The organism is Paenibacillus agaridevorans (assembly GCF_018604145.1).
Lineage (GTDB): Bacteria > Bacillota > Bacilli > Paenibacillales > Paenibacillaceae > Pristimantibacillus > Pristimantibacillus agaridevorans.
The window spans coordinates 4,261,039-4,280,950 of sequence record NZ_CP075889.1 but is presented as its reverse complement, the minus strand read 5'-3'; the positions used below and the strand labels follow the sequence as shown (position 1 = coordinate 4,280,950).

Below are 19,912 nucleotides of genomic sequence, written 5' to 3'. Positions count from 1 at the left end.
TTTATTTTGTTCGTTAAATCGCAGGAAATCCAGGTTCCGTTGGGGTACGATAAAGGCATCCGAAAGAAGGAGTGTAACCCCATGATTATTTTAGAGGCCAAAAAAATTCACAAAACATACGGCAATAAATTCAACAGGCAGGAAGTGCTGAAGGGAATCGACCTGAAGGTAACCAAAGGAGAATTCGTCGGCATTATGGGAGCGTCCGGTTCCGGCAAAACAACGCTTCTTAACGTGCTCTCTTCCATCGATCAACTGAGCGAAGGGACGATCGAGATCCAGGGAAAACAGTTTACGGGCATGAAGGAGAAGAAACTCGCGGAATTCCGAAAGCATCACCTCGGCTTTATTTTTCAGGAGTACAATCTGCTGGACACGCTGACCGTAAAGGAAAACGTGCTTCTGCCGTTATCCATCCGAGATGTATCCAAACAGGCCGCGCTTGAAAAATTCAAGCAGATTGCGACCGAACTGGGCATCTACGAGCTTGCCGACAAATATCCTAGCGAAATTTCGGGAGGACAGAAGCAGCGAACCTCCGCGGCACGGGCTTTCGTGCACGATCCCGGCATTATTTTCGCGGACGAGCCGACCGGGGCGCTAGATTCGAAGTCGGCTTCCGACCTGCTGAATAAGCTCAGCTACATGAACGCGAAGCACGCCGCGACGATCATTATGGTCACGCACGATCCGGTAGCCGCCAGCTATTGCAGCCGCGTCGTCTTTATCAAGGACGGCCAAATCTACAGCCAGCTTCATAAGGGCGAGGAATCCAGGCAAACGCTGCTCGGCGACATCATCAAAACCCAAGGCGTGCTGGGCGGTGTTCAAGGGTGAGTCTGAATACGATCATCTTGCGGAATTTGAAAAAAAACATTCAAAACTACTTTCTTTATGTGTTCGCGCTCATTTTCAGCGTCGCTCTTTATTTCTCGTTCGTTACGCTGCAATACGATCCGTCCATGGACGAAGCCAAAGGCTCGGTCAAGGGAGCGGCGGCTCTCGGAGCGGCGTCCGTGCTGCTCGTGGCCATCGTCGCGGTGTTCCTGCTGTACGCCAACACGATCTTCATTAAACGAAGAAGCAAGGAAATCGGATTATTCCAGCTGATCGGTTTGACGAAGGAACGCATCTTCAGAATCATGACAGCCGAAAACCTGATTCTGTATTTCGGCTCCATGATCGTCGGCATCGCGGCCGGTTTCGCGGTTTCCAGATTGATTCTGATGATTCTGTTCCGCATTATCGGCGTCGATGAGATGGCCAAGCTGCGTTTCTCTTCGGAAGCGCTCGTTCAGACGATTATCGTGTTTGCCGCCATTTACCTCCTGATCATGCTCATGAACTATGCATTTATTAGAAGGCAGACGATTCTCTCCTTGTTCCGCGCCGTATCCGTCGCGCAGCAGCGGACTCAGAAGCGGTCCGTGCTGGAACTCGTGTTCGGGCTATGCGGCATCGTCTTCATCCTGGTCGGTTATTACGTTTCCGCAGAGCTGTTCAAAGGACGGTTCATGGGAATGGGCGAGCTCATGATGGCGATGATCTTTATTCTGGCAGCGGTCATTATCGGGACCTACCTGTTCTACAAAGGTTCGGTCAGCGTCATCTTCAACGCCGTTCGCAGAAGCAAACAAGGATACTTGTCCATTGGGGAAGTATTGTCCATATCCTCCATCATGTTTCGGATGAAGTCGAACGCGTTGCTGCTCACCGTCATTACGACCGTATCCGCGCTTGCCATCGGATTATTGTCGTTAAGTTATATTTCTTATTACTCGGCCGAAGCGCAAGCGGAGCGGGATGTTCCAAATGATTTTGCGTTCGCGAACGTGGAGGCGAAGGATCGTTTTATCTCGGAGCTTGATGCCAGGAAAGTTGCCTACGACGTCATTCGCAGAGTGCCGATTTACGTGGAAATCGACTATTCGGGCATTGCATCTTCCAACATGCTCAACTCTATGGAGGGCAACACATTCATCTCCCCGGTGCTTGGCGAGGCCATGGTGGAGGGAGTAGAGGTGGAGCCGAACGAAGCGATATTTATGGGCTACAGCGGAGCGATGCAGAATTTCATGTCGCTAAAGTCGACCGGCGATTTTCAATTCATGGGGCTGCACGGCAGCCTTCAACAAGAGCTTGTCGGCACTAAAGAACAAAGCGTTTTGTTCTACAGATACGGCCAGGGAATACCGACGACGATCGTCGATGACAGCGTGTACGAGAAGCTCCTTCAAAATTTGGATCCGGCTATTCAGAATGCAAAATATCTGGATTATTACGGCGTGGACATCCTGGATTCAGCACGGATGGAAGAGGCGCGGCAGGCCTATGCGGATACGCAGCCATCCCCTTCCGAGGTGTCGTTTTCCCAGCATGAGCTTATGATGAACGGACGCTTGAATATGGGATTGATCATGTTCATCGTCGGATTTCTCGGACTTGCGTTCCTGATCACGTCAGGCTGCATTCTTTACTTCAAGCAGATGGATGAGAGCGAGGAGGAGAAGCCGAATTATACGATCCTGCGCAAGCTGGGATTTACGCAGGGCGACTTGCTCCGCGGAATCGCGTACAAGCAGTTGTTTAACTTCGGCATACCGCTTATTGTCGGCTTGAGCCATGGTTACTTTGCCGTGAAATCCGGCTGGTTCCTGTTCGGCACGGAGCTTACGGCTCCCATGCTTATTGTTATGGTGCTGTATACGGCGCTGTATTCCGTCTTCGGAATCCTCTCCGTCCTGTATTACAAGCGGGTGATTAAAGAATCGTTGTGAAATGGCGGGGCCTAAGCAGAGTGATGCTTGGGCCTCTTTTTAAATGAATTTTGATTTCGGAAGCAGATTAGTTTGCGCAGTTTTACGCCAATATAACGGCTGTGTGCGGGGGTGAATTGGAGGCGGATGGTGGTGCTGGAGTGTGGTGCTGGGCGCGATTTGGAGGCGAATGATGGTGCTGGAGTGCTGTTTCTGGGCACAGATTGAAGAAGGGTGATGCTGGAGTGCGGGTACTGGAGCTGAGCTGGAGTGCTGGTGCTAGTGTGCGCCCTTGGATATTTTCACAAACGGTACAACAATTGAGCAAAAATACACAATTAAGATGAGGTAAGGGCCATTCATTCGTATATTTGTACATATATACACAAATATTGGTTCAAGAGGCCCCAATCGAAGATGTGTAGCGAGAATTTGTGTATTTTCGTGCAATTTGCTGTGCAGAAGCCCCGTCTGTTTAAGAAAATTGGGGAGATATGCACAAATGTGCTGAGAGGCGTTAAAAACGCCGATGGACCAGAAAGTAACTCTGATTAACGCCCATAGGCGTTAGTAACGCTTATGGCTTCAAAAAGTAGGCGAATGAGCTGTTGTAGGCGTTAAAAACGCCGATGGACCGTAAAGTAACTCCGTTTAGCGTGCATAGTCGTTAGAAACGCTTATGGCTCCAAAAAATAGGCGAACGGGCCGCTGTAGACGTTAAAAACGCCGATGGACCGTAAAGTAACTCTGATTAACGTGCATAGTCGTTAGAAACGCTTATGGCTCCAAAAAGTAGGCGAACGAGCAGCTGTAGGCGTTAAAAACGCCGATGGACCGGAAAGTAACTCTGATTAGCGCCCATAGGCGTTAGTAACGCTTATGGCTCCAAAAAGTAGGCGAACGAGCAGCTGTAGGCGTTAAAAACGCCGATGGACCGGAAAGTAACTCTGATTAGCAGCTTTATGCGAAAAGAGTGTCTATGAAGCCCCAAAAGTACAAGTTTCGCAACCTCTGTGCTGGCAAAGCAACTAGGTCGTGTCTGAAAACCCGCTCAGGGGCATCTTTCACCGCCTTTCCGCCCCCTGCTTCGTCACTTTTGCTTGACGTAGCCTTAGGTAACGCCTTCACAAAAGTTCCTTGGATGGAACGAAAATTCGGCAAAATCTGCTCCCCTCGGAGAATTCAGACACGCCCTAGTTTTTATTTTTACGATTGTTTATCGTATATTTTAAAACCATTTACAACTTTTCATCCACCCATTCCGTTCCATTAAGTACGTGTTCAAAAAGTTTGCTTCTCAGTACCGAGAAGATGGGAGGCAGCTAGAAACTGAGTATCGGAGCGTAGCAGAGCTACGTGAGAAACGGAAGGTTCGGCTGCATTCCATATTCGACGCGAGTATGCTTCTAGGATTACTTCGTAATGGGAAGCGGACTTTTTTGAACATCCTTTATTAGCCGAGGTGATGATATTGCCGACTGACGAGCAGTTGATACAGGAAATTAATAATGGCAGCCAGGCTGCGATGGAGGTGCTGACCAAGCGTTACTACAAGCGGATCTACGCCTACATCTATCGTAAAACAAGCAACAGCCATATGGCTTACGATTTGACGCAAGATGTATTTATTAAAATGATTCGGAACATTTCAACGTATGCAAGCGAAGGCAATTTCAGCAGCTGGCTGTATACGATTGCGGTAAACATTTGCCGCGATTATTACCGGTCGGCCGCCTATCGCCGGACCGCCGGCACCGAATCATACGAGGAACATGCGGCCCAGCGCTCAAGCAACGGGGACGACATACCCTATATTTTCGAAAACAAGGAAACGAGAAAGCAACTGAAAGAAGCGATCGGTCAGCTGCCGGAGGCGCAAAGCGAAGCGATTCTGCTGAAGTACTATCATGACTTGAAAATACGCGAAATCGCCTCTGTAACGGGGGCGAACGAAAATACGGTCAAAGCCAGGCTCAGGCAAGGGCTTGGGAAGCTCAAAACCATGTTAGGGAGAGATCGGCATGAGCAAAAAGAAAGCAACTAGCTCGCTCGGAGCCCGCAATCACGATGATGAGCTGATCGAGCTGGATAAGGAGTTTCAGCAGTTTAAGCTGGAGGAGTTCACGGTAGAATACCCAAGCGAGGACGCAATAACACGCACAATTGACGCTATGCGCCCTTATGTAACTCAGGCAGCTGCTCCACGGGACAAATATTCCTGTCTCGGGCAACTGCGCCTTATGCAGATTCAACCGTTATTTTGGCTGGCCAACCTGTTGTTTTTTTGTATGGGGCTGCTCGTATGGTACGTCTGGGAGGGAGATCCTTACAAAATCATGCTGCTGCTTTCGCCGATTCCTTTTTTGCTCGGGTTGCTTGAAGTGTTTCGAGGCCGTAATGAAGGGCTGTTGGAGCTTGAAATCTCCTGCAAATATTCGGCTCAGCAACTGCTGTTAATGAAGCTGATCGTTATTTGCGCCTATAATATACTGCTTTGCCTGACATTGATCGGCGTATTTGGACTATTTGGCGAGCCGCTGCTGCTATCGAAGCTCCTCATGTATTGGACTGCGCCATTTGCGGTTGCGGTAAGCGTTGGACTGGCCGTTGCCAGCCGTGTTCGAAATGTGCTGTCCGTTCCGATTGCACTCGTTATTTGGCTGTTTATTGCCTACGGCTTTCTTACCGGCCTCGAATATTATGAACAAGCATCGGAGCTTCCTTATATAGCCGGACTTGCAACCGTTTTTGTGGCAGCTTGTATCGCCAAGCAAATACAACGATTAAAGAAAGGATTTGCCTACTATGAAGCTGTCCATTGAACGAGTAAGCAAGCAGTACGGCGCAAAGCGCGCGCTGGATAACGTATCCTTCGAAATGACGGAGGGAGTATACGCTTTTCTCGGCGCAAATGGCTCCGGCAAAACAACGCTAATGCGCATACTGGCTTCTGTCGCCAGACCAAGCTCGGGCAGAGTGCTGCTGGACGACGTTGATATCGAGTTGCTGGACGAGAAGTATCGCGATCTGCTCGGCTATTTGCCGCAGCACATGGGTTATTATAAAAATTTCAGCGTTGAAAAGTTTCTTTTCTATATTGCCGCGCTTAAGGGTATTGAGAAGGGGCGAGCTAAAGCCAAGATAGACGAGCTTCTGCAGGCCGTATCCTTGCAAGAGGAGCGGCGCACGAAGGTAGGCAAGCTGTCGGGCGGCATGAAGCAACGAGTAGGCATTGCCCAAGCGTTGTTAAACGATCCGAAAATCATCATTGTCGACGAGCCGACGGCAGGCCTCGATCCTAAGGAACGGATCAGATTCCGGAATCTGATGTCTACGATAGCGGCCGATCGAATCGTATTATTGTCTACGCATATCGTATCCGACATCGAGTATATAGCCAAGGAACTGCTTATTTTGAAACGGGGCATGCTGATCCAAAAGGCAGAGCCGCAGCATCTGCTGGACGCTCTTAGCGGCAAAGTCTGGACCGTTATGGCAAGTCCGAATGAACTGGCGGCATGGCAAACCAGCCATAAGGTGAGCAGCATGCTGGTGAGAGAAAACGGCACGGAGCTGCGCATCCTTTCGAAGAACAAGCCCTCGCCTCATGCGGAAGAGGCGATACCTAACCTCGAGGATCTTTACTTGCATTATTTTGATGAGGAGGCTGCGAAGTAAGATGAAATCCTTGTTGGCCTTTGAGCTCAATAAAATTTTTCGGCAAAAAAGCATTTATGTTGTTTACGTTGTACTTCTGGGACTTGTTATGATCAGCCTCAGTGCCCAGTATGTGGTAGGGGAATCCGTTTCCTATAAAGACTGGGAGGGAGAGTTGACTAGCGAAAAATACACGCAAGCTGAAGCGGCTCACGATGAGCTGATGAAAAATTGGAATGAGAATCGCCCCAGGATTGAAGACATGAGGAAGCAAGGTGTATATGAACAGATAGCCGTGGCGAAACGGCTCGATGAAACAAACAATATGAGCATTAACTATCTGCGAAGTCATCTGACCGAAATAGAGAAACAAACTTTCGAGTACAGAAAAGAAGCGTTGCATTTGCGGATGCTGGAGAACGTGAATGTAAACAAGCTGTATTATCATAAGGCGCCGGCCGAAATGATCGATTTTGTTAGAACCTTTGGAACTATGCTGACGGGAGCGCTTCTCCTGATTGGCCTCGCCCCCATATTCTCGAATGAGTATATGACGGGAATGGATCAATTGCAGTTAAGCACCAGGCATGGCAGGCGGAAGGGGGTTTATGCCAAAATCGCAGCCGCGCTCATTTATACCGCATTTGTTATTGTTGTTTGGGGCGTGTTCAATCTCGTCCAGCGAATCTTTGTATACGGGGATGGAGGTTGGAGCGCGCCGCTTCAACAGTTGTTCCAGTATCGCTACTCGCCGTATGACTATGATATGCTGACTTTTATTTTCGTACAGCTGGGCATACATGCATTAGGAGCAGTTGGTTTCGCACTGCTTGTGCTGCTGATTTCAGCATGGTGCAGGCATACCATCCTTTCGATTCTTGTATCGGGAGCCATTTTTTCTTTGCCGATTGCGATCGTTGTTTTTTTCAAAATAGAACTGGGCATGTATGAGAACATACTTGACTTCACCTATACGAATGTAATGAGGGTAACCGATTTGTTCGATAGATTCGAAGTGCTCAATCTATTCGGATACCCGGTGTTATATTCGTATGCTGCGATTGTCGTAATGGCGATTTTGTCGATAGCGGCGGCGAGGCTTCTGTTGTATACGATGAAACGGAGGGAGGTTGCTTAGTGATATCGATTGTTTAAATGAGTTCCGCTCCAGCCGCGAATGAACATTTGCGAATGGAGCGGCTCTTTTTGTTACTGCTTCTCCGCCCAATTAATATGCGCTTGGAAGCGGAATTGTTTTAGTTGAAGAGGGGTTAGTTTCGGAATTGTTTTATCCGTATTGACTAGCACCAGTCTCGAATCGTTGTCCCAATCGACTTTGGCTCCGAACGCCTCCAGAACAATCCGTGCGGGTATATACGTATGCCCCTTTTGAATAATGGCAGGTGTTCCAAGCTGGCGAGCTTTGCCGTTCATGTAAGCAGTCGATGATCCGATTGTTAATTCGATAGATATGCCGTCTTTGTTAGCCGTTACTTTGCGCTTCTCCGGATCCCACCCGATTTTGGCATTCAACTTGTTCAATAGCTCTCGAAACGGCACGAGCGTCGAGCCATTATGAATCAACGGTTCGTTGTTCAAAGCTAATAAGTCATTGTTCCAGATAACGGCAGCCTTGTAACCCGTTTTGCCGACAGGAACGGCTTGATCGACGAGCCATTCGCTTGCGGGAGGAATGGGTTGGGTTATGGCGCTTCCCAGGAAATCGACCCATTCGCCAGTATTGGCATCAATCGCCGGGACCACGCCGCTGTAGAACAGCGGGACATCTTGTTTGATGACGAAATCGTATTTTGCGGTAGCATTTCCTTTGAAGTCCGGCGTAAACACCATCTCCAGCTCATACAGGGCAAGTAGCCTCTTCTTGGCAAGATTTTGGTTATATTTCGGACTCCATTTGTTTTTTTCACTCTCTGTCAGATAACCGGTAAGACCATCCAAGGAATAGGCAAGCCTCTTATTGTTTGTTTCCGTCCAGTCCAGCACAGGCTGAAATGGTTTGTATTTTGCAGCTGCGGCTTGGGAAGCGCTGATGTCTCCCGGAATAATAAAGTTGGTTTTACTCCAGTGAACTTCGTGTCCCATCACTTCTCCGGTTTTACGATCGACATAAACGTCAAATTTATCGGCAAGGTACCTTCCGCCTTTATAAGCGCGATTAAGCGATACGGCATGCAAATCTCTTTTTACGGCTCTGAGCGAATACTCGGATTGGGGAATAACCGTTTCTTTCCATTGATGCTCGATTGGCCATGATTGGTCGATTGCATAATCATGAGCGATCCCGACAGCTTCGGAGAAACTGACTTTTTGTTCAGCGGGATCAAACGGCGGCGCCATCATATCTCCAAAAATCCGTTCATAATTTAATCTCTCAGTAAAATACAGCAAGTTTCCGTTTGAATCGTTCAACTCCAAAGTACCATCGCGAAAGTTGCCTTCTGTATCCGAATGAGCATAAACGATGACCCATCTATTTCTGGTTGCTTCAAGACGGGTTGAGCGAATTTCAGCATCCTGAGGAATCAATCGCGTATCCCTGGCAGCTTTTACCGCTTCTTCCGAAGTCAATGGATTGACCGCTGCTGCTGCCGAGTGAATGACATGATGAGAAGTTATGTTTGGTGCCATACTGGTACTGCCAAATACGATTGTGACAGCGAGTACAACCTTACCGACAAAAAGTGAAGTCTTTTTCGGAGAAATCATGTTAAAAGGATGAATGATGGATCACCTCTATTGTAAAGTAAATGTTTTCTACATCCATTAGACGTTTTCCAGGTGAATAGGTTGCGGATTCCAATTCGAGTGGCAGGAAACAGGACCGATATTGTAGAATGATAGTTCTAAAGATATAGTCTTTTATGAAAATAACCCAGCAAGTGTTGCAGAAGATGATTATGGGGTTCGACGAGCTGTACGAGCACGATATTAAAGACTTGGATATGCAAGGCGATCTGTATGAGTATATGCTGGGCAAGCTGGCGTCTGCGATCCGGCAGAATTGATAAACATGATAGAAGTTTGATGAGCATGTGGCTTGCGATCCGTTGTATAATGAATTGTGGTAAAAAAGGAAACCGGTGGCGATACTGTTAGCAAGCCATAGGAAGGGGTGTTATTTATGGCACGGCATTTTGAAAGCATGAGCGTGTCTTCCTTTCGGGGAACACGCGACCTGTCCATCCATGATTTAGGAGACTTGAATATTATTGTAGGGAACAATAATAGCGGAAAAACCAGTGTACTGGAAGCCTTAATGATTCTTGGCAATCCGGCTGATTTCAATAATGTGATAAGCACCTCCAGAATTCGGGAAGGAGGAAAGGCTACATTTCGAACCAGTCTGAGTCTGTTTGATTCGTTTATTTACATGTTTGATAGTCAATCGGAACATAAACAAATCCTGCTTTCAGGAAAGATGCATTCTCGAGCAATAAGCTTTGAACTTGACGGTGAAGTACGCAAAATATTGGTGGATGCGGCGGAATTGGCTCAACAATCTTTAACTATGAAGCGCGCATTAAGGGATAGTGTAATAGAGGAAGAGATTGAAGGGTTTGAGGGCGTTCATACTTACAATATACAGATGGAACAACGCACCTTTTTTGATGAAATACCTGTAAAGAATACGATAACTTTTCATAAGTATGTAAAAAAGACGGTACTGGATCGCCATAAACCAATCGTAAATATGATGTTCATATCTACAACAGAGCACCTTGTACAAAATATATTTAAAAATATTAGTCGCAGCAAACAAATGTTGCGTGAGGTTATCGATATCTTGCAAACCTTTGATGCTGGAATAGAAGATCTTCGAATTATCCAAGACGATATTCGATATGTGCAAATGATTGAGCATAAAACCTTGGGACTAATGCCGCTATCGTCATATGGGGATGGAATAAAAAAGGTTATTGCTTTGGCAAACGGGATAGCCGGCACTAAAGATGGCGTGTTATTGATTGATGAAATTGAAACTTCTATTCATAAGAGCGTTATGAAAGAAGTGTTCTCCTGGCTTGTTCGTGCATGCAAAAGGTATAACGTGCAGTTGTTCATGACTACTCACAGCCTGGAAGTTGTAGACGAGCTTTTAAACTGCGATGAAATAGTGATGCAGGAGGATATGGCCAGAGTTATTACTTTGAATAAAAAGGCGGATAAAACAGTAGCAAGGGTACTGACTGGCGAAAAAGCAGTACAGGTTCGTGATGATTACGATATGGAGCTGAGATCATGAAACATGTGATCATCTGCGAAGGGAATACCGATCTGACGCTTATTCAATATTTCATGGAAAAGGTACACGGGTGGGAGCATATCAAAGAATCCGATTATAAAGATTTTGAAGAGGGAATGATCAATAAGATTCGGAACGCAAAGCTAATGAAATGGTTCAAACACCCCGGAGGTGCTGTTCTTAGCATAATGTCTGCCGGAGGTGTCTCGCGAATCCCGGGATTGCTTAATAGCGTTTTGGATATGAACCAATTAGGTTCAATTGTCCCCTTTTCTCGAATCGTCATTATTTCTGATCGTGATGAAATACAGACCGAACAGCATTTTCTGGATGAGATTTTAGACAAGTTTGATGAAAATGCGATACAGTTCGCTGTTGATCCTAGGAATAATGAATGGAATACCGCTGTTTATACGAATGCAATGCAGGATCAATTGATGGTTGATTTGTTGCCATTGATTGTTCCTTTTGAGCAAACCGGAGCGATTGAAACTTTTTTATTGCAAGCCCTTTCAAATGCTTCGGAGCAAGAGGACCCGGATCAAGTTGATAAACTGGTCATTGATCAGTGCATACAGTTTATCGATTCAATCGATTGTAAGGACAAATATTTAAGAAAGAGACGAGAGAGAACAAAAGCGAAATTCGACACAACATTCGTGGTGATGACTCCTGCAGAGGCTTTCGGACAAAGGCGAGACCTGTTAAGGTCAGTTCCCTGGGAGAAATTTGAACTCATACAGGTTACATTTAAACAGTTACGCAAGCTGTCTGAATTATAAAGAAAATATCCCGCAAGCAGGCTACCGACCTGGGCGGGATATTTTCGTTTAACAAGTCATGCAGCTTCGAGGGACTGTAATTCTACTCAACCAATCTCCCGGACGGCAGCTTGTATGCTGGAATAAAAGTTGCCCCACCCCGGGGCGGCTTCTTTCAGTACGACTGGCGACTTGGCACGTTCAACGTTTTTGGGCTTCACGATGCTTAGCGCCTCGGATTTTGGACTGTTTACATGAGTTGATTGGCCGGCCGGCTTCGAGACGGAGTGTCTGGATGCTTTGGCCTTCATTTTTTCACGTCTTTTTTTGGACATTCGATTCATCCCTTCTCGAAAGGTGAGTGGACTTTATTCGTTCAGCCAGGATTTGCGAAGCATGAACATTTGTTTCAGATCATCAGTGGATAGCTCCGTAATCCAATTTTCGCCCGTTCCAACGATTTGATTCGTCAACTCCAGCTTGCTTTCAATCATCTCATCGATTCTCTCCTCAATGGTGCCAAGCGAGATAAATTTGTGCACCTGAACATCCTTGGTTTGACCGATGCGGAAAGCGCGATCCGTAGCCTGGTTCTCTACAGCCGGGTTCCACCAGCGGTCGTAATGAAACACATGATTGGCGGCGGTCAGATTAAGCCCCGTTCCGCCGGCCTTGAGGGATAAAACGAAGATATTGCTTCGTTCTAAATCAGGAAGCGAGTCGTTCTGAAAACGTTCCATCATTTGATCGCGAGCTTTCTTGGGAATGCCGCCGTGCAGATACTGAACTTTCTCTCTCAATTCCCGGCTCAAAACTTGCTGCAGCATATGGCCCATCTCGACGTATTGCGTAAAAATCAGGCATCTGTCTCCTTCTTCGCGCAGTTCACGCACCATCTCAAGCAGTCGGATCAGCTTATTGGAACGCGAGACGGCCACATCCTTTTGTTGCTCTTTCAGATATAAATCGGGATGGTCGCATAGCTGCTTAAGTCTTGTCAATGTCGATAGGATTAGGCTGCGTCGCTCCATGATCGACAAAGTATCGATGCGCGACAACATATCCTGAATCGTATTGTCGTACATGGCAGCCTGTTCCGCAGTGAGCGGAACGTACGATTTGGCTTCGTGCTTGTCCGGCAAGTCGAGCATAATGGCGGGATCCTTCTTCATCCTTCTTAACAGGAACGGTTGTACGAGCCGTTGAACTTCCTTTACCATGGCTGCATCCTTGTTCTTCTCAATCATGGACACATACTTGTTCTTGAATGCGGATAGGCTGTTCAAATAACCCGGATTGGCGAAGTCGAAAATGGACCACAGCTCCGTCAATCTGTTCTCGATCGGCGTGCCCGTCAATGCGATGCGATGATCCGCGTGCAACTTGCGAATGGCGGCCGATTGTTTGGCATTGGCATTCTTGATGTTCTGGGCTTCATCCAGACAGAGCGAGCTCCAGTGGAGGGAGGCCATCTCCGATTCGTCCAGAAGGGCCAGCGAATAAGAGGTCATCACAACGTTCGCTTCCAGTGCCTGAACTGCGAATGCCTCTCCTTTAGGACGATTAATACCGTAATGAACGTAAACCTTCAGCTTTGGCGCGAATCGTCCAAGCTCCTTCTCCCAATTGCCGAGGACGGAGGTCGGGCATATTAGCAAAGCTGGCTTGTTCGGCTGTTCAACGGCCGTTACATGCTGCATATAGGCGATCCACTGAATAGTCTTGCCGAGGCCCATGTCGTCGGCAAGACAGCCGCCCAGCCCGAATCGTCGCAAGAAGGCGAGCCAGGAGAAACCTTCCTTCTGATACTTGCGCAGCGTTCCGGCAAAGCCTGCCGGTTCCTCCAATAATGGAATAGAGCCGGTGTTCGTCAATTGTCCGAGCATCGCGGACAAATGTTCATTCAACTCGACGCCGATTGAAATTCGCGACTCCGAGTCAGACTGATCGCCTTCCGGAAGCTCCCTGTTCTGGGGCGTATCATCATCTTCAACAAGGCCTTCCAGTAGATGAATCTCCATAATGTCGCGCAAGCTGAGACCTTGCATCTTGCCCATGCGCGACAGGATTCGCTTGATTTCCTTGGCGGCGGCCGCATCCAGCATCATCCACTTGCCTCCAATCTGATGGAGGGGCTTGCCTGAGGACAGAAGCGCAGCGAATTCCGACTCGGATAGCTTGATGTCGCCGATAGACAGCTTCCAGTCGAAGGACATCAACTGCTCGATGCCCGTATACGAACGCGCGGCCGAGCCTGCTTCGGAATGAATGCTGGCGTACAGCTTCGGCTTGATGCGCTTGATCTTTTCCCACCAGGCAGGAAGCAGCACGCTTATGCCGATTTCGGCCAGCTTCAAGCTGTCGGCGCTGAGAAACTGCCATGCCTGCTCCTCGGACAGTTCCGCGATCAGCATATCGGAATCCGCAGGATGGCCCAGATACGGACATAGCCGCAGTGCTTTTGCTGTCATTCGGGCTGCCTCTGCCGGCAAGTGCGGCTCCCAGGTTTTCGGGAAACTGCCGGAAGAGGCAGTCGGACTGACTACCCCGACCTGTTCTCCATTGTTCTTGCCAATGACGGTCAGCGACAGCGTCCAGTCAAGCTTAGTCTCGTCAGGCTCGGCCAATTGCAAGGCGATATAAAAGGGCAGCGAATTCTGACGCCAGCCTATCGATTCAAGCCAATCCTGCTCGTCCATCGCCAACACGGGCATACCTCTATCCGAAGCTCCATCGGAGGACGTCTGGCCCGACAGCGCCGGATAACGCTCCGTCAACAGCTGCCAATGCTGCGCAGATGAAGCGTGCATTTGCCGCAGATCCAGTAGGGCATCCGTCAACCATTTTTTCAGGTCAATGCCTTGTTGCAGCGATGACTGTTCGATTAACTTGTAGTCTTCTGCCGCTGTTGACTCAGTAAAGTGAGGTTTCCATCCGAAACGGCCTTCGAGGTACGCTCCAAAGTCAGGCATGAAGTGGCCGTTCTCAAGCACGGATTTCAACATAGGGGCTGCCTGCCTGAATAAGATTGCTTCTTCGCTCCAGTTCAATAGTCCGTGTATGGCGTGATGGTCCTCCGCGAAGTAGGAAATAGCCATGAAAGGAGATAAAATAAAATATCCGTCATTCTCCGCCAACATCGTGCCGTAAAAGGAAGCTTTATGCCAGCCGAACAGCTTGTTGCGCAATAATGGCAATTTGTTCGTTTCGCCTGTTCCGATCCGAAAGTTGCCGTCCGGCTGCATGCTGACACGAATAGATGAAGCATGCTGCTTATGTTTCGTTGTCATGCGATTACGTTTCCTTTCTTTAGCTCCTCCTGAAACGCGCGATAGCGGGAGTAACTCTGCGTTAAATGAGCGAGGTACCGTTCCCAACGGGGCGTGTCGTTCATTTTTTTATACATTTGCGAGAGCCTTTTAATGATCGATACCGCATAGCGGTAACCTTCCCTGTTTTTACGCCCTATCCAATAGTCGGCAGTGTGATGATAGAACGGCAGCAGTATTTCCGGATTTGAATTCTCCAGCTTGTTTAGCAAGCTATTATACTGCGGACCTGGCTCACGGTCGGTACACAGCATAATGTCGAACCACTCTTTGTACATTTTTCGGTCCAACAAAAATTGTTCATAATCGTCGTACAAGTATTCTATATAGTCGAGCAGCCAGGCTTGCCATTCGGTTTGTGTTGCCGCAGATTCTGCTCCGGTCGACCAATAGTCGAACAGTCTGCTCCATATCGCATGTGGATTCGAATAACTATAGCTTTGTTTCGCTGTTATCCGGGCTATAAAGTGCAGCCACTGCAGCAATTGATCCCACTTGCTCTGATGAAATCTCGTATGCGCATAGGTCAAATGAACTCCCAAGTTCCAGTTGTGACGAAGTTTCTCCAGCCGTATGATCGCCATGGCGTCGTCGCTTCTTCTGAAATCCCAATATGCGAGCGCCATCGAGATATGCTCGTATTCCACCGACGAAGCTTTGGCTCGCTTAAGCGCGCGTTGCAAACGGCTTGTTTCCTCAGAACCGTCGAATGTACCGATATACAATCCCCACACCGTACGATAGAATCCCAGCCAGTATTCAGCGATCTCAAGGCTTTCACAATCGAATGCGTACTTGGACAAGAGCACCTGCAATTCCTCTGCCCGATCGGGATGCTTCGCAAAAAAAGAATGCCACTTCATCGATTGAGCGTTCTGGTACAGCTCGTCCATCATATTCGACAATTGCTGATTGGCATGGAAACTGCTCGAATAATTGTCCGACTTGAAGATGGTATTTATGTTGCGATAAGTATGATGGACAAGGCTAAGACGCACATGCAGTCCGAACAGCGCCTCATGAAAGGAATCCCAGCCCTTTCTGCGCGGAGTTAGCAGTTCAAGACCCCGTTTAATAAATCCATCCGACCGGATAGACTTGGTCTTTAGCAGTTGTCCAAGCACTTCATCCATGTAGCGATGCCACTGGGAAGCAGGCTGCGAAGGAAGAGGAAGCGGCAAAGGTTCTGCCGCCTGTTCAACGGTGCTGCTGGCCGCTGAAGCTTCCGCTGCGCTGACGATGATTTCGTTTTTGCTAAGGGCTTGCTTCCATGCCTCCGACGGCTTCACGGTGGGCTGCAACTTCGCAGACGGAGGGAAGCGTTTATGCCCTGTTGCTTGCGTCGGATCGGCTTTTTTGTCAAGGGCGGCAGCCTTATTTTCAAGCTTCTTGGCGCCGGCAAACTGCACGGCATTATGACCGCTCATCGAATAGGCAAGCAAAAATGCAGCCGCAATATGCGCGCAATATTCGGAATCTATGCAGCTGCACTTGCTGAATTGAAACAGCTCGACATCGATGGTCAAGTCGTAAATCATCTCAACGTTCGACTTGTCCATTATTTTGGCATGTACACGATAGCCGGAATTGTCCGCATGCAGCGAGACAATCTTCTGCATTTGGAGCAAGGACAGACCATCTCTTAGCGTTTCTGTCTTTATATGAAGCTTAACTCGCTGGGCCAGCAGGTCCATATTGCGAGTAGATATACCAAGACTCGACATAAGTAGTCCTCCAACAAAAAGTCTATGTTTATTCTATCAAGTTTTAAATAGGTGAGCTAGATGAAACATGCCACCAAAAGATTCAGTAGACATCCATGTTCTTTTTGTATATCATAATGTTATAAACGAACATAATACTTTACAAACGAAAAGGAGAGGTTATCGACATGTCTACAAAAGCAAGATTAAACCGGATGTTTAGCGAGCAAGGAAAATGTTTTGATGTAGCGATTGACCATGGTTTTTTTAACGAGTTCTCATTCCTGTCGGGCATTGAAAATATGAAAAACGCCGTTGCGACGGTTGTTCAGGCGGGGCCGGATTGCATTCAATTAAGCGCAGGCCAAGCAAGGCATTTGCAAAATATTCCGGGCAAACATAAGCCAGGGCTTGTCCTGAGAACGGATGCGGCGAACATCTACGGAAACGTGCTTCCGCGTTTTCTGTTCAGCGAGCTGATCGACCGCGCGATCGAACAAGCCGTTCGGCTCGACGCCGTCGCCGTGTGCGTGAATTTGCTGCTGCTTCCGGGACAGCCGGAGCTGCATCATCAATGCGTGCGCAATGTCACGCTCCTTAAGACGGAATGCGAGAAGTATGGCATGCCGCTGATGGTTGAGCCGCTTGTGATGCTGCCGAACGAAGAGAAAGGCGGCTATATGGTGGACGGCGACATTAAAAAGATCATGCCTTTGGTCCGCCAAGGCGTGGAGCTTGGCGCCGATGTCATCAAGGCGGATCCTTGCGATAACGTGGAGGAGTATCACCGAGTGATCGAGATCGCTTCCGGCATCCCGGTATTGGTTCGAGGCGGCGGACGGGCAAGCGACGAAGAGATTATCAATCGTACGGTCGAATTGATGAAGCAAGGCGCTTCGGGCATCGTGTATGGGCGCAATGTCGTTCAGCATCCGGATCCTGCAGGCATGACAGCCGCTTTGATGAGCATTGTGCATGAAGGAGCTGCGGCGGATCAAGCGCTGGCTATTCTGAAGGGAGCAAACAACAAATGAGTAAAACGATCATTTCGTTCGGCGTCATCGGCTGCGGGCTGATGGGCAAGGAATTCGCTAGCGCGGCGGCGCGCTGGTGCCATCTGACGGACGTGGATTTCGAGCCCCGCATTGTGGCGGTATGCGATGCGAATCCGGCTGCAACGCAGTGGTTCCAGGACAATGTTCCTACTGTGGAGCAAGCGTATACCGATTATAAGGAGCTGCTGGCGGATCCAAAGGTTGAAGCGATATACTGCGCCGTGCCTCATAATCTTCATAAACAAATCTATATCGATATTATTCGTGCCGGGAAACATCTGCTTGGCGAGAAACCGTTTGGCATCGACCGCAGCGCGAACGAAGAGATTATGGCGGCGATTCGAGACAATCCGCAGGTCGTTGTGCGGAGCTCGTCCGAATTCCCGTTTTACCCGGGAGCTCAGCAGATCGTACAATGGGTCAATGAAGGCAAATTCGGCCAAATAATCGAGGTGGAGGCCGGCTTCTGGCATTCGAGCGATCTGGATCCCAACAAGCCGATCAACTGGAAGCGGCGGATTGCAACGAACGGCGAATATGGCTGCATGGGCGATCTGGGGCTTCATGTGCTTCACTTGCCGCTTCGATTCGGCTGGAAGCCGGAGAGCGTACGGGCTTTGCTGTCCAAGATCGTCGAGGAACGTCCTGACGGAAAAGGAGGAAGCGCTCCTTGCGAAACTTGGGACAATGCGATTTTGGCTTGCGAGGTGAAGTCGGACAAGGGGCAGTTCCCGATGGTTCTGTCTACCAAACGAATTGCGCCGGGGCATGCCAATACATGGTTTATTCGCATCCAGGGAACGGAGCTGTCTGCCGAGTTTACGACCAAAAATCCGAAGCAGGTCGCTTCCCTCCCTTACAAACCGGGCGGACAACAGGCCTGGCATATCGTCGATGCGCCATACAAATCCGCGTATGGCACGATTACGGGCGGGATCTTCGAATTCGGATTTACGGATTCCATTTTGCAGATGTGGGCGGCCTTCTGCGACGAGGTCGTTCATGGCGAACAAGGCATTTCGCAGCCCTTCCGTTGCGCGACGCCGGAGGAAGCGGCGGGTAGCCATTGCCTGTTCACTGCGGCTTTGGAATCCGGGCGGACAGGCGGAACGGCTGTTGTCGACTGGGGGACGCTGGCGTGAGCAGCCGAGGCGCCGCAAATCCGGATATTGTCGTAGCCGGACATATTTGCCTGGATGTCATCCCCGCGATTCATGGCGGAAACAAAAATGCTCCAGGCGGACATCAGGGTCATGGGCGAATCGGGGATCTGCTTGCACCCGGCAAGCTGGTTGACATTGGGCCGGCTCAGCTGTCGACAGGGGGAGCCGTCTCCAATACGGGGCTGGCTTTGCATCGCCTTGGCATCCCCGTCAAGCTCATGGGCAAGATAGGGGAAGATCTGTTTGGCGATGCTATACGGAGTATACTTGGCGAATATGGGGACGATCTTGCCGAAGGCATGATTGTCGCTCCGAACGAACATAGCTCCTATACGCTTGTCATCAGTCCGCCCGATGTAGACCGGATCTTCCTGCATTGTACGGGAGCTAACGATACGTTTACGGCGGAGGATGTCGCGATGGAGTCGCTGCGAGGGGCAAAGCTGTTCCATTTCGGCTATCCCCCGCTTATGCGACGGATGTACGAACGGCAGGGAGCAGAGCTAAAGACGCTGTTGTCTGGCGTGAAGGAGGAAGGACTGACGGTATCGCTCGACCTCGCCAGGCCGGATCCCGACTCTCCGGCGGGGCAAGCCGATTGGGCGGCCATTCTCGCCGAAGCATTGCCGTATGTGGACGTGTTCCTGCCGAGCTTCGAAGAGATCTTGTATATGCTTCGGCCGGACAAATACAATGAGCTGAGCGAGCGGCACGGCACGACGGAGCTGCTGGCTTGGGCGGAAGGGCCTTTGCTGGGTTCGCTCTCGCAGCAGCTGCTGGATATGGGAGCTGCGATTGTTGGCATCAAGCTTGGCGAACACGGCTTGTATGTGCGGACGACGGCAAGCGCCGAGCGATTGCGCGGCTTGGGCAAGTGCGCGCCCGATGCGGAACGGCTGAGTAATTGGCTGGACAAGGAACTGCTGGCTCCCTGTTATGCCGTCAATGTCGTCGGTACGACTGGAGCGGGCGATTGTACGATTGCCGGATTCCTGACCGGTCTGGTTAAAGGTTTGCCGATCGAAGAAATGCTGTTAGGTGCGGTAGGCGTCGGGGCTTGCAATGTGGAGAGAGCGGATGCGGTCAGCGGCATTCCGGACTGGGAAACTGTGCAGGGGCGGATTGCATCGGGCTGGAAGCAGCGCGAGGCGACGTTGCCGCTGCCCGGCTGGACATACCGCCAATCGTATGGCATTTGGGAAAACGTTCTAGGGCGAGTTTGAA

16 protein-coding genes are annotated in these 19,912 nt (G+C 49.3%); 12 read left to right on the top strand and 4 right to left on the bottom strand.

The window, feature by feature from the left end; all coding sequences use genetic code 11:
- The first annotated feature begins 81 nt into the window (after nt 1-81).
- The 6 genes from KJW29_RS17835 to KJW29_RS17810 all read left to right on the top strand — a co-directional run bounded on the left by KJW29_RS17835 (nt 82) and on the right by KJW29_RS17810 (nt 7,551).
- Entirely contained in the window at nt 82-837 is a 756-nt protein-coding gene (locus KJW29_RS17835; RefSeq protein WP_108994868.1) for an ABC transporter ATP-binding protein, read from the top strand.
- Nucleotides 834-2,777 (top strand): FtsX-like permease family protein, encoded by a 1,944-nt coding sequence (locus tag KJW29_RS17830; RefSeq protein WP_214630803.1) that lies wholly within the window; start codon nt 834-836, stop codon nt 2,775-2,777. The genes KJW29_RS17835 and KJW29_RS17830 overlap by 4 nt, the downstream gene beginning before the upstream one ends.
- A gap of 1,444 nt (nt 2,778-4,221) precedes the next feature.
- A complete protein-coding gene (locus KJW29_RS17825; RefSeq protein ID WP_425517543.1) occupies nt 4,222-4,800 on the top strand; it encodes an RNA polymerase sigma factor in 579 nt (192 codons plus the stop codon).
- The gene (locus tag KJW29_RS17820) at nt 4,778-5,578 is read left to right on the top strand and encodes a hypothetical protein (protein ID WP_214630801.1); all 801 of its coding nucleotides are present in this window, start codon (nt 4,778-4,780) and stop codon (nt 5,576-5,578) included. Before KJW29_RS17825 ends, KJW29_RS17820 begins: the two co-directional genes overlap by 23 nt.
- Entirely contained in the window at nt 5,562-6,434 is an 873-nt protein-coding gene (locus KJW29_RS17815; protein WP_214630800.1) for an ABC transporter ATP-binding protein, read from the top strand. The genes KJW29_RS17820 and KJW29_RS17815 overlap by 17 nt, the downstream gene beginning before the upstream one ends.
- 1 nt (nt 6,435) lies before the next feature.
- Nucleotides 6,436-7,551, top strand: coding sequence for an ABC transporter permease subunit (locus tag KJW29_RS17810; RefSeq protein WP_214630799.1), 1,116 nt, complete (start codon nt 6,436-6,438; stop codon nt 7,549-7,551).
- Nucleotides 7,552-7,622: 71 nt separating this feature from the next.
- Here KJW29_RS17810 and KJW29_RS17805 read toward each other — a convergent pair whose 3' ends face one another.
- Nucleotides 7,623-9,062 carry a copper amine oxidase N-terminal domain-containing protein gene (locus KJW29_RS17805; RefSeq protein WP_214630798.1) on the bottom strand — a complete coding sequence of 480 codons (1,440 nt, stop codon included), beginning with the start codon at nt 9,060-9,062 and terminating at the stop codon, nt 7,623-7,625.
- A gap of 233 nt (nt 9,063-9,295) precedes the next feature.
- Here KJW29_RS17805 and KJW29_RS17800 point away from each other — a divergent pair, with 233 nt between their 5' ends.
- The 3 genes from KJW29_RS17800 to KJW29_RS17790 all read left to right on the top strand — a co-directional run bounded on the left by KJW29_RS17800 (nt 9,296) and on the right by KJW29_RS17790 (nt 11,459).
- Complete coding sequence (locus KJW29_RS17800; protein ID WP_214630797.1) at nt 9,296-9,439, top strand: hypothetical protein; 144 nt, start codon at nt 9,296-9,298, stop codon at nt 9,437-9,439.
- Nucleotides 9,440-9,555: 116 nt separating this feature from the next.
- Nucleotides 9,556-10,677 (top strand): AAA family ATPase, encoded by a 1,122-nt coding sequence (locus KJW29_RS17795; RefSeq protein ID WP_214630796.1) that lies wholly within the window; start codon nt 9,556-9,558, stop codon nt 10,675-10,677.
- A complete protein-coding gene (locus KJW29_RS17790) occupies nt 10,674-11,459 on the top strand; it encodes a DUF3226 domain-containing protein (RefSeq protein ID WP_214630795.1) in 786 nt (261 codons plus the stop codon). The genes KJW29_RS17795 and KJW29_RS17790 overlap by 4 nt, the downstream gene beginning before the upstream one ends.
- Nucleotides 11,460-11,545: 86 nt before the next feature.
- Here the strand turns inward: KJW29_RS17790 and KJW29_RS17785 are convergent, their stop codons facing one another.
- From KJW29_RS17785 to KJW29_RS17775, 3 genes are read right to left on the bottom strand one after another with little or no spacing between them, the layout of a single operon-like run.
- Nucleotides 11,546-11,773, bottom strand: coding sequence for a hypothetical protein (locus KJW29_RS17785; protein WP_214630794.1), 228 nt, complete (start codon nt 11,771-11,773; stop codon nt 11,546-11,548).
- A 33-nt stretch (nt 11,774-11,806) separates the two neighbouring features.
- Nucleotides 11,807-14,728 carry a DEAD/DEAH box helicase gene (locus tag KJW29_RS17780; protein WP_214630793.1) on the bottom strand — a complete coding sequence of 974 codons (2,922 nt, stop codon included), beginning with the start codon at nt 14,726-14,728 and terminating at the stop codon, nt 11,807-11,809.
- Entirely contained in the window at nt 14,725-16,491 is a 1,767-nt protein-coding gene (locus tag KJW29_RS17775) for a hypothetical protein (protein ID WP_214630792.1), read from the bottom strand. The genes KJW29_RS17780 and KJW29_RS17775 overlap by 4 nt, the downstream gene beginning before the upstream one ends.
- Nucleotides 16,492-16,658: 167 nt before the next feature.
- Here KJW29_RS17775 and KJW29_RS17770 point away from each other — a divergent pair, with 167 nt between their 5' ends.
- From KJW29_RS17770 to KJW29_RS17760, 3 genes are read left to right on the top strand one after another with little or no spacing between them, the layout of a single operon-like run.
- Nucleotides 16,659-17,504 carry a class I fructose-bisphosphate aldolase gene (locus KJW29_RS17770; protein ID WP_214630791.1) on the top strand — a complete coding sequence of 282 codons (846 nt, stop codon included), beginning with the start codon at nt 16,659-16,661 and terminating at the stop codon, nt 17,502-17,504.
- Nucleotides 17,501-18,667: a Gfo/Idh/MocA family protein gene (locus tag KJW29_RS17765; RefSeq protein WP_087565887.1), complete on the top strand. Its 1,167-nt coding sequence runs from the start codon at nt 17,501-17,503 to the stop codon at nt 18,665-18,667. The genes KJW29_RS17770 and KJW29_RS17765 overlap by 4 nt, the downstream gene beginning before the upstream one ends.
- Entirely contained in the window at nt 18,664-19,911 is a 1,248-nt protein-coding gene (locus KJW29_RS17760) for a carbohydrate kinase family protein (protein WP_214630790.1), read from the top strand. Before KJW29_RS17765 ends, KJW29_RS17760 begins: the two co-directional genes overlap by 4 nt.
- Nucleotide 19,912 lies beyond the last annotated feature (1 nt).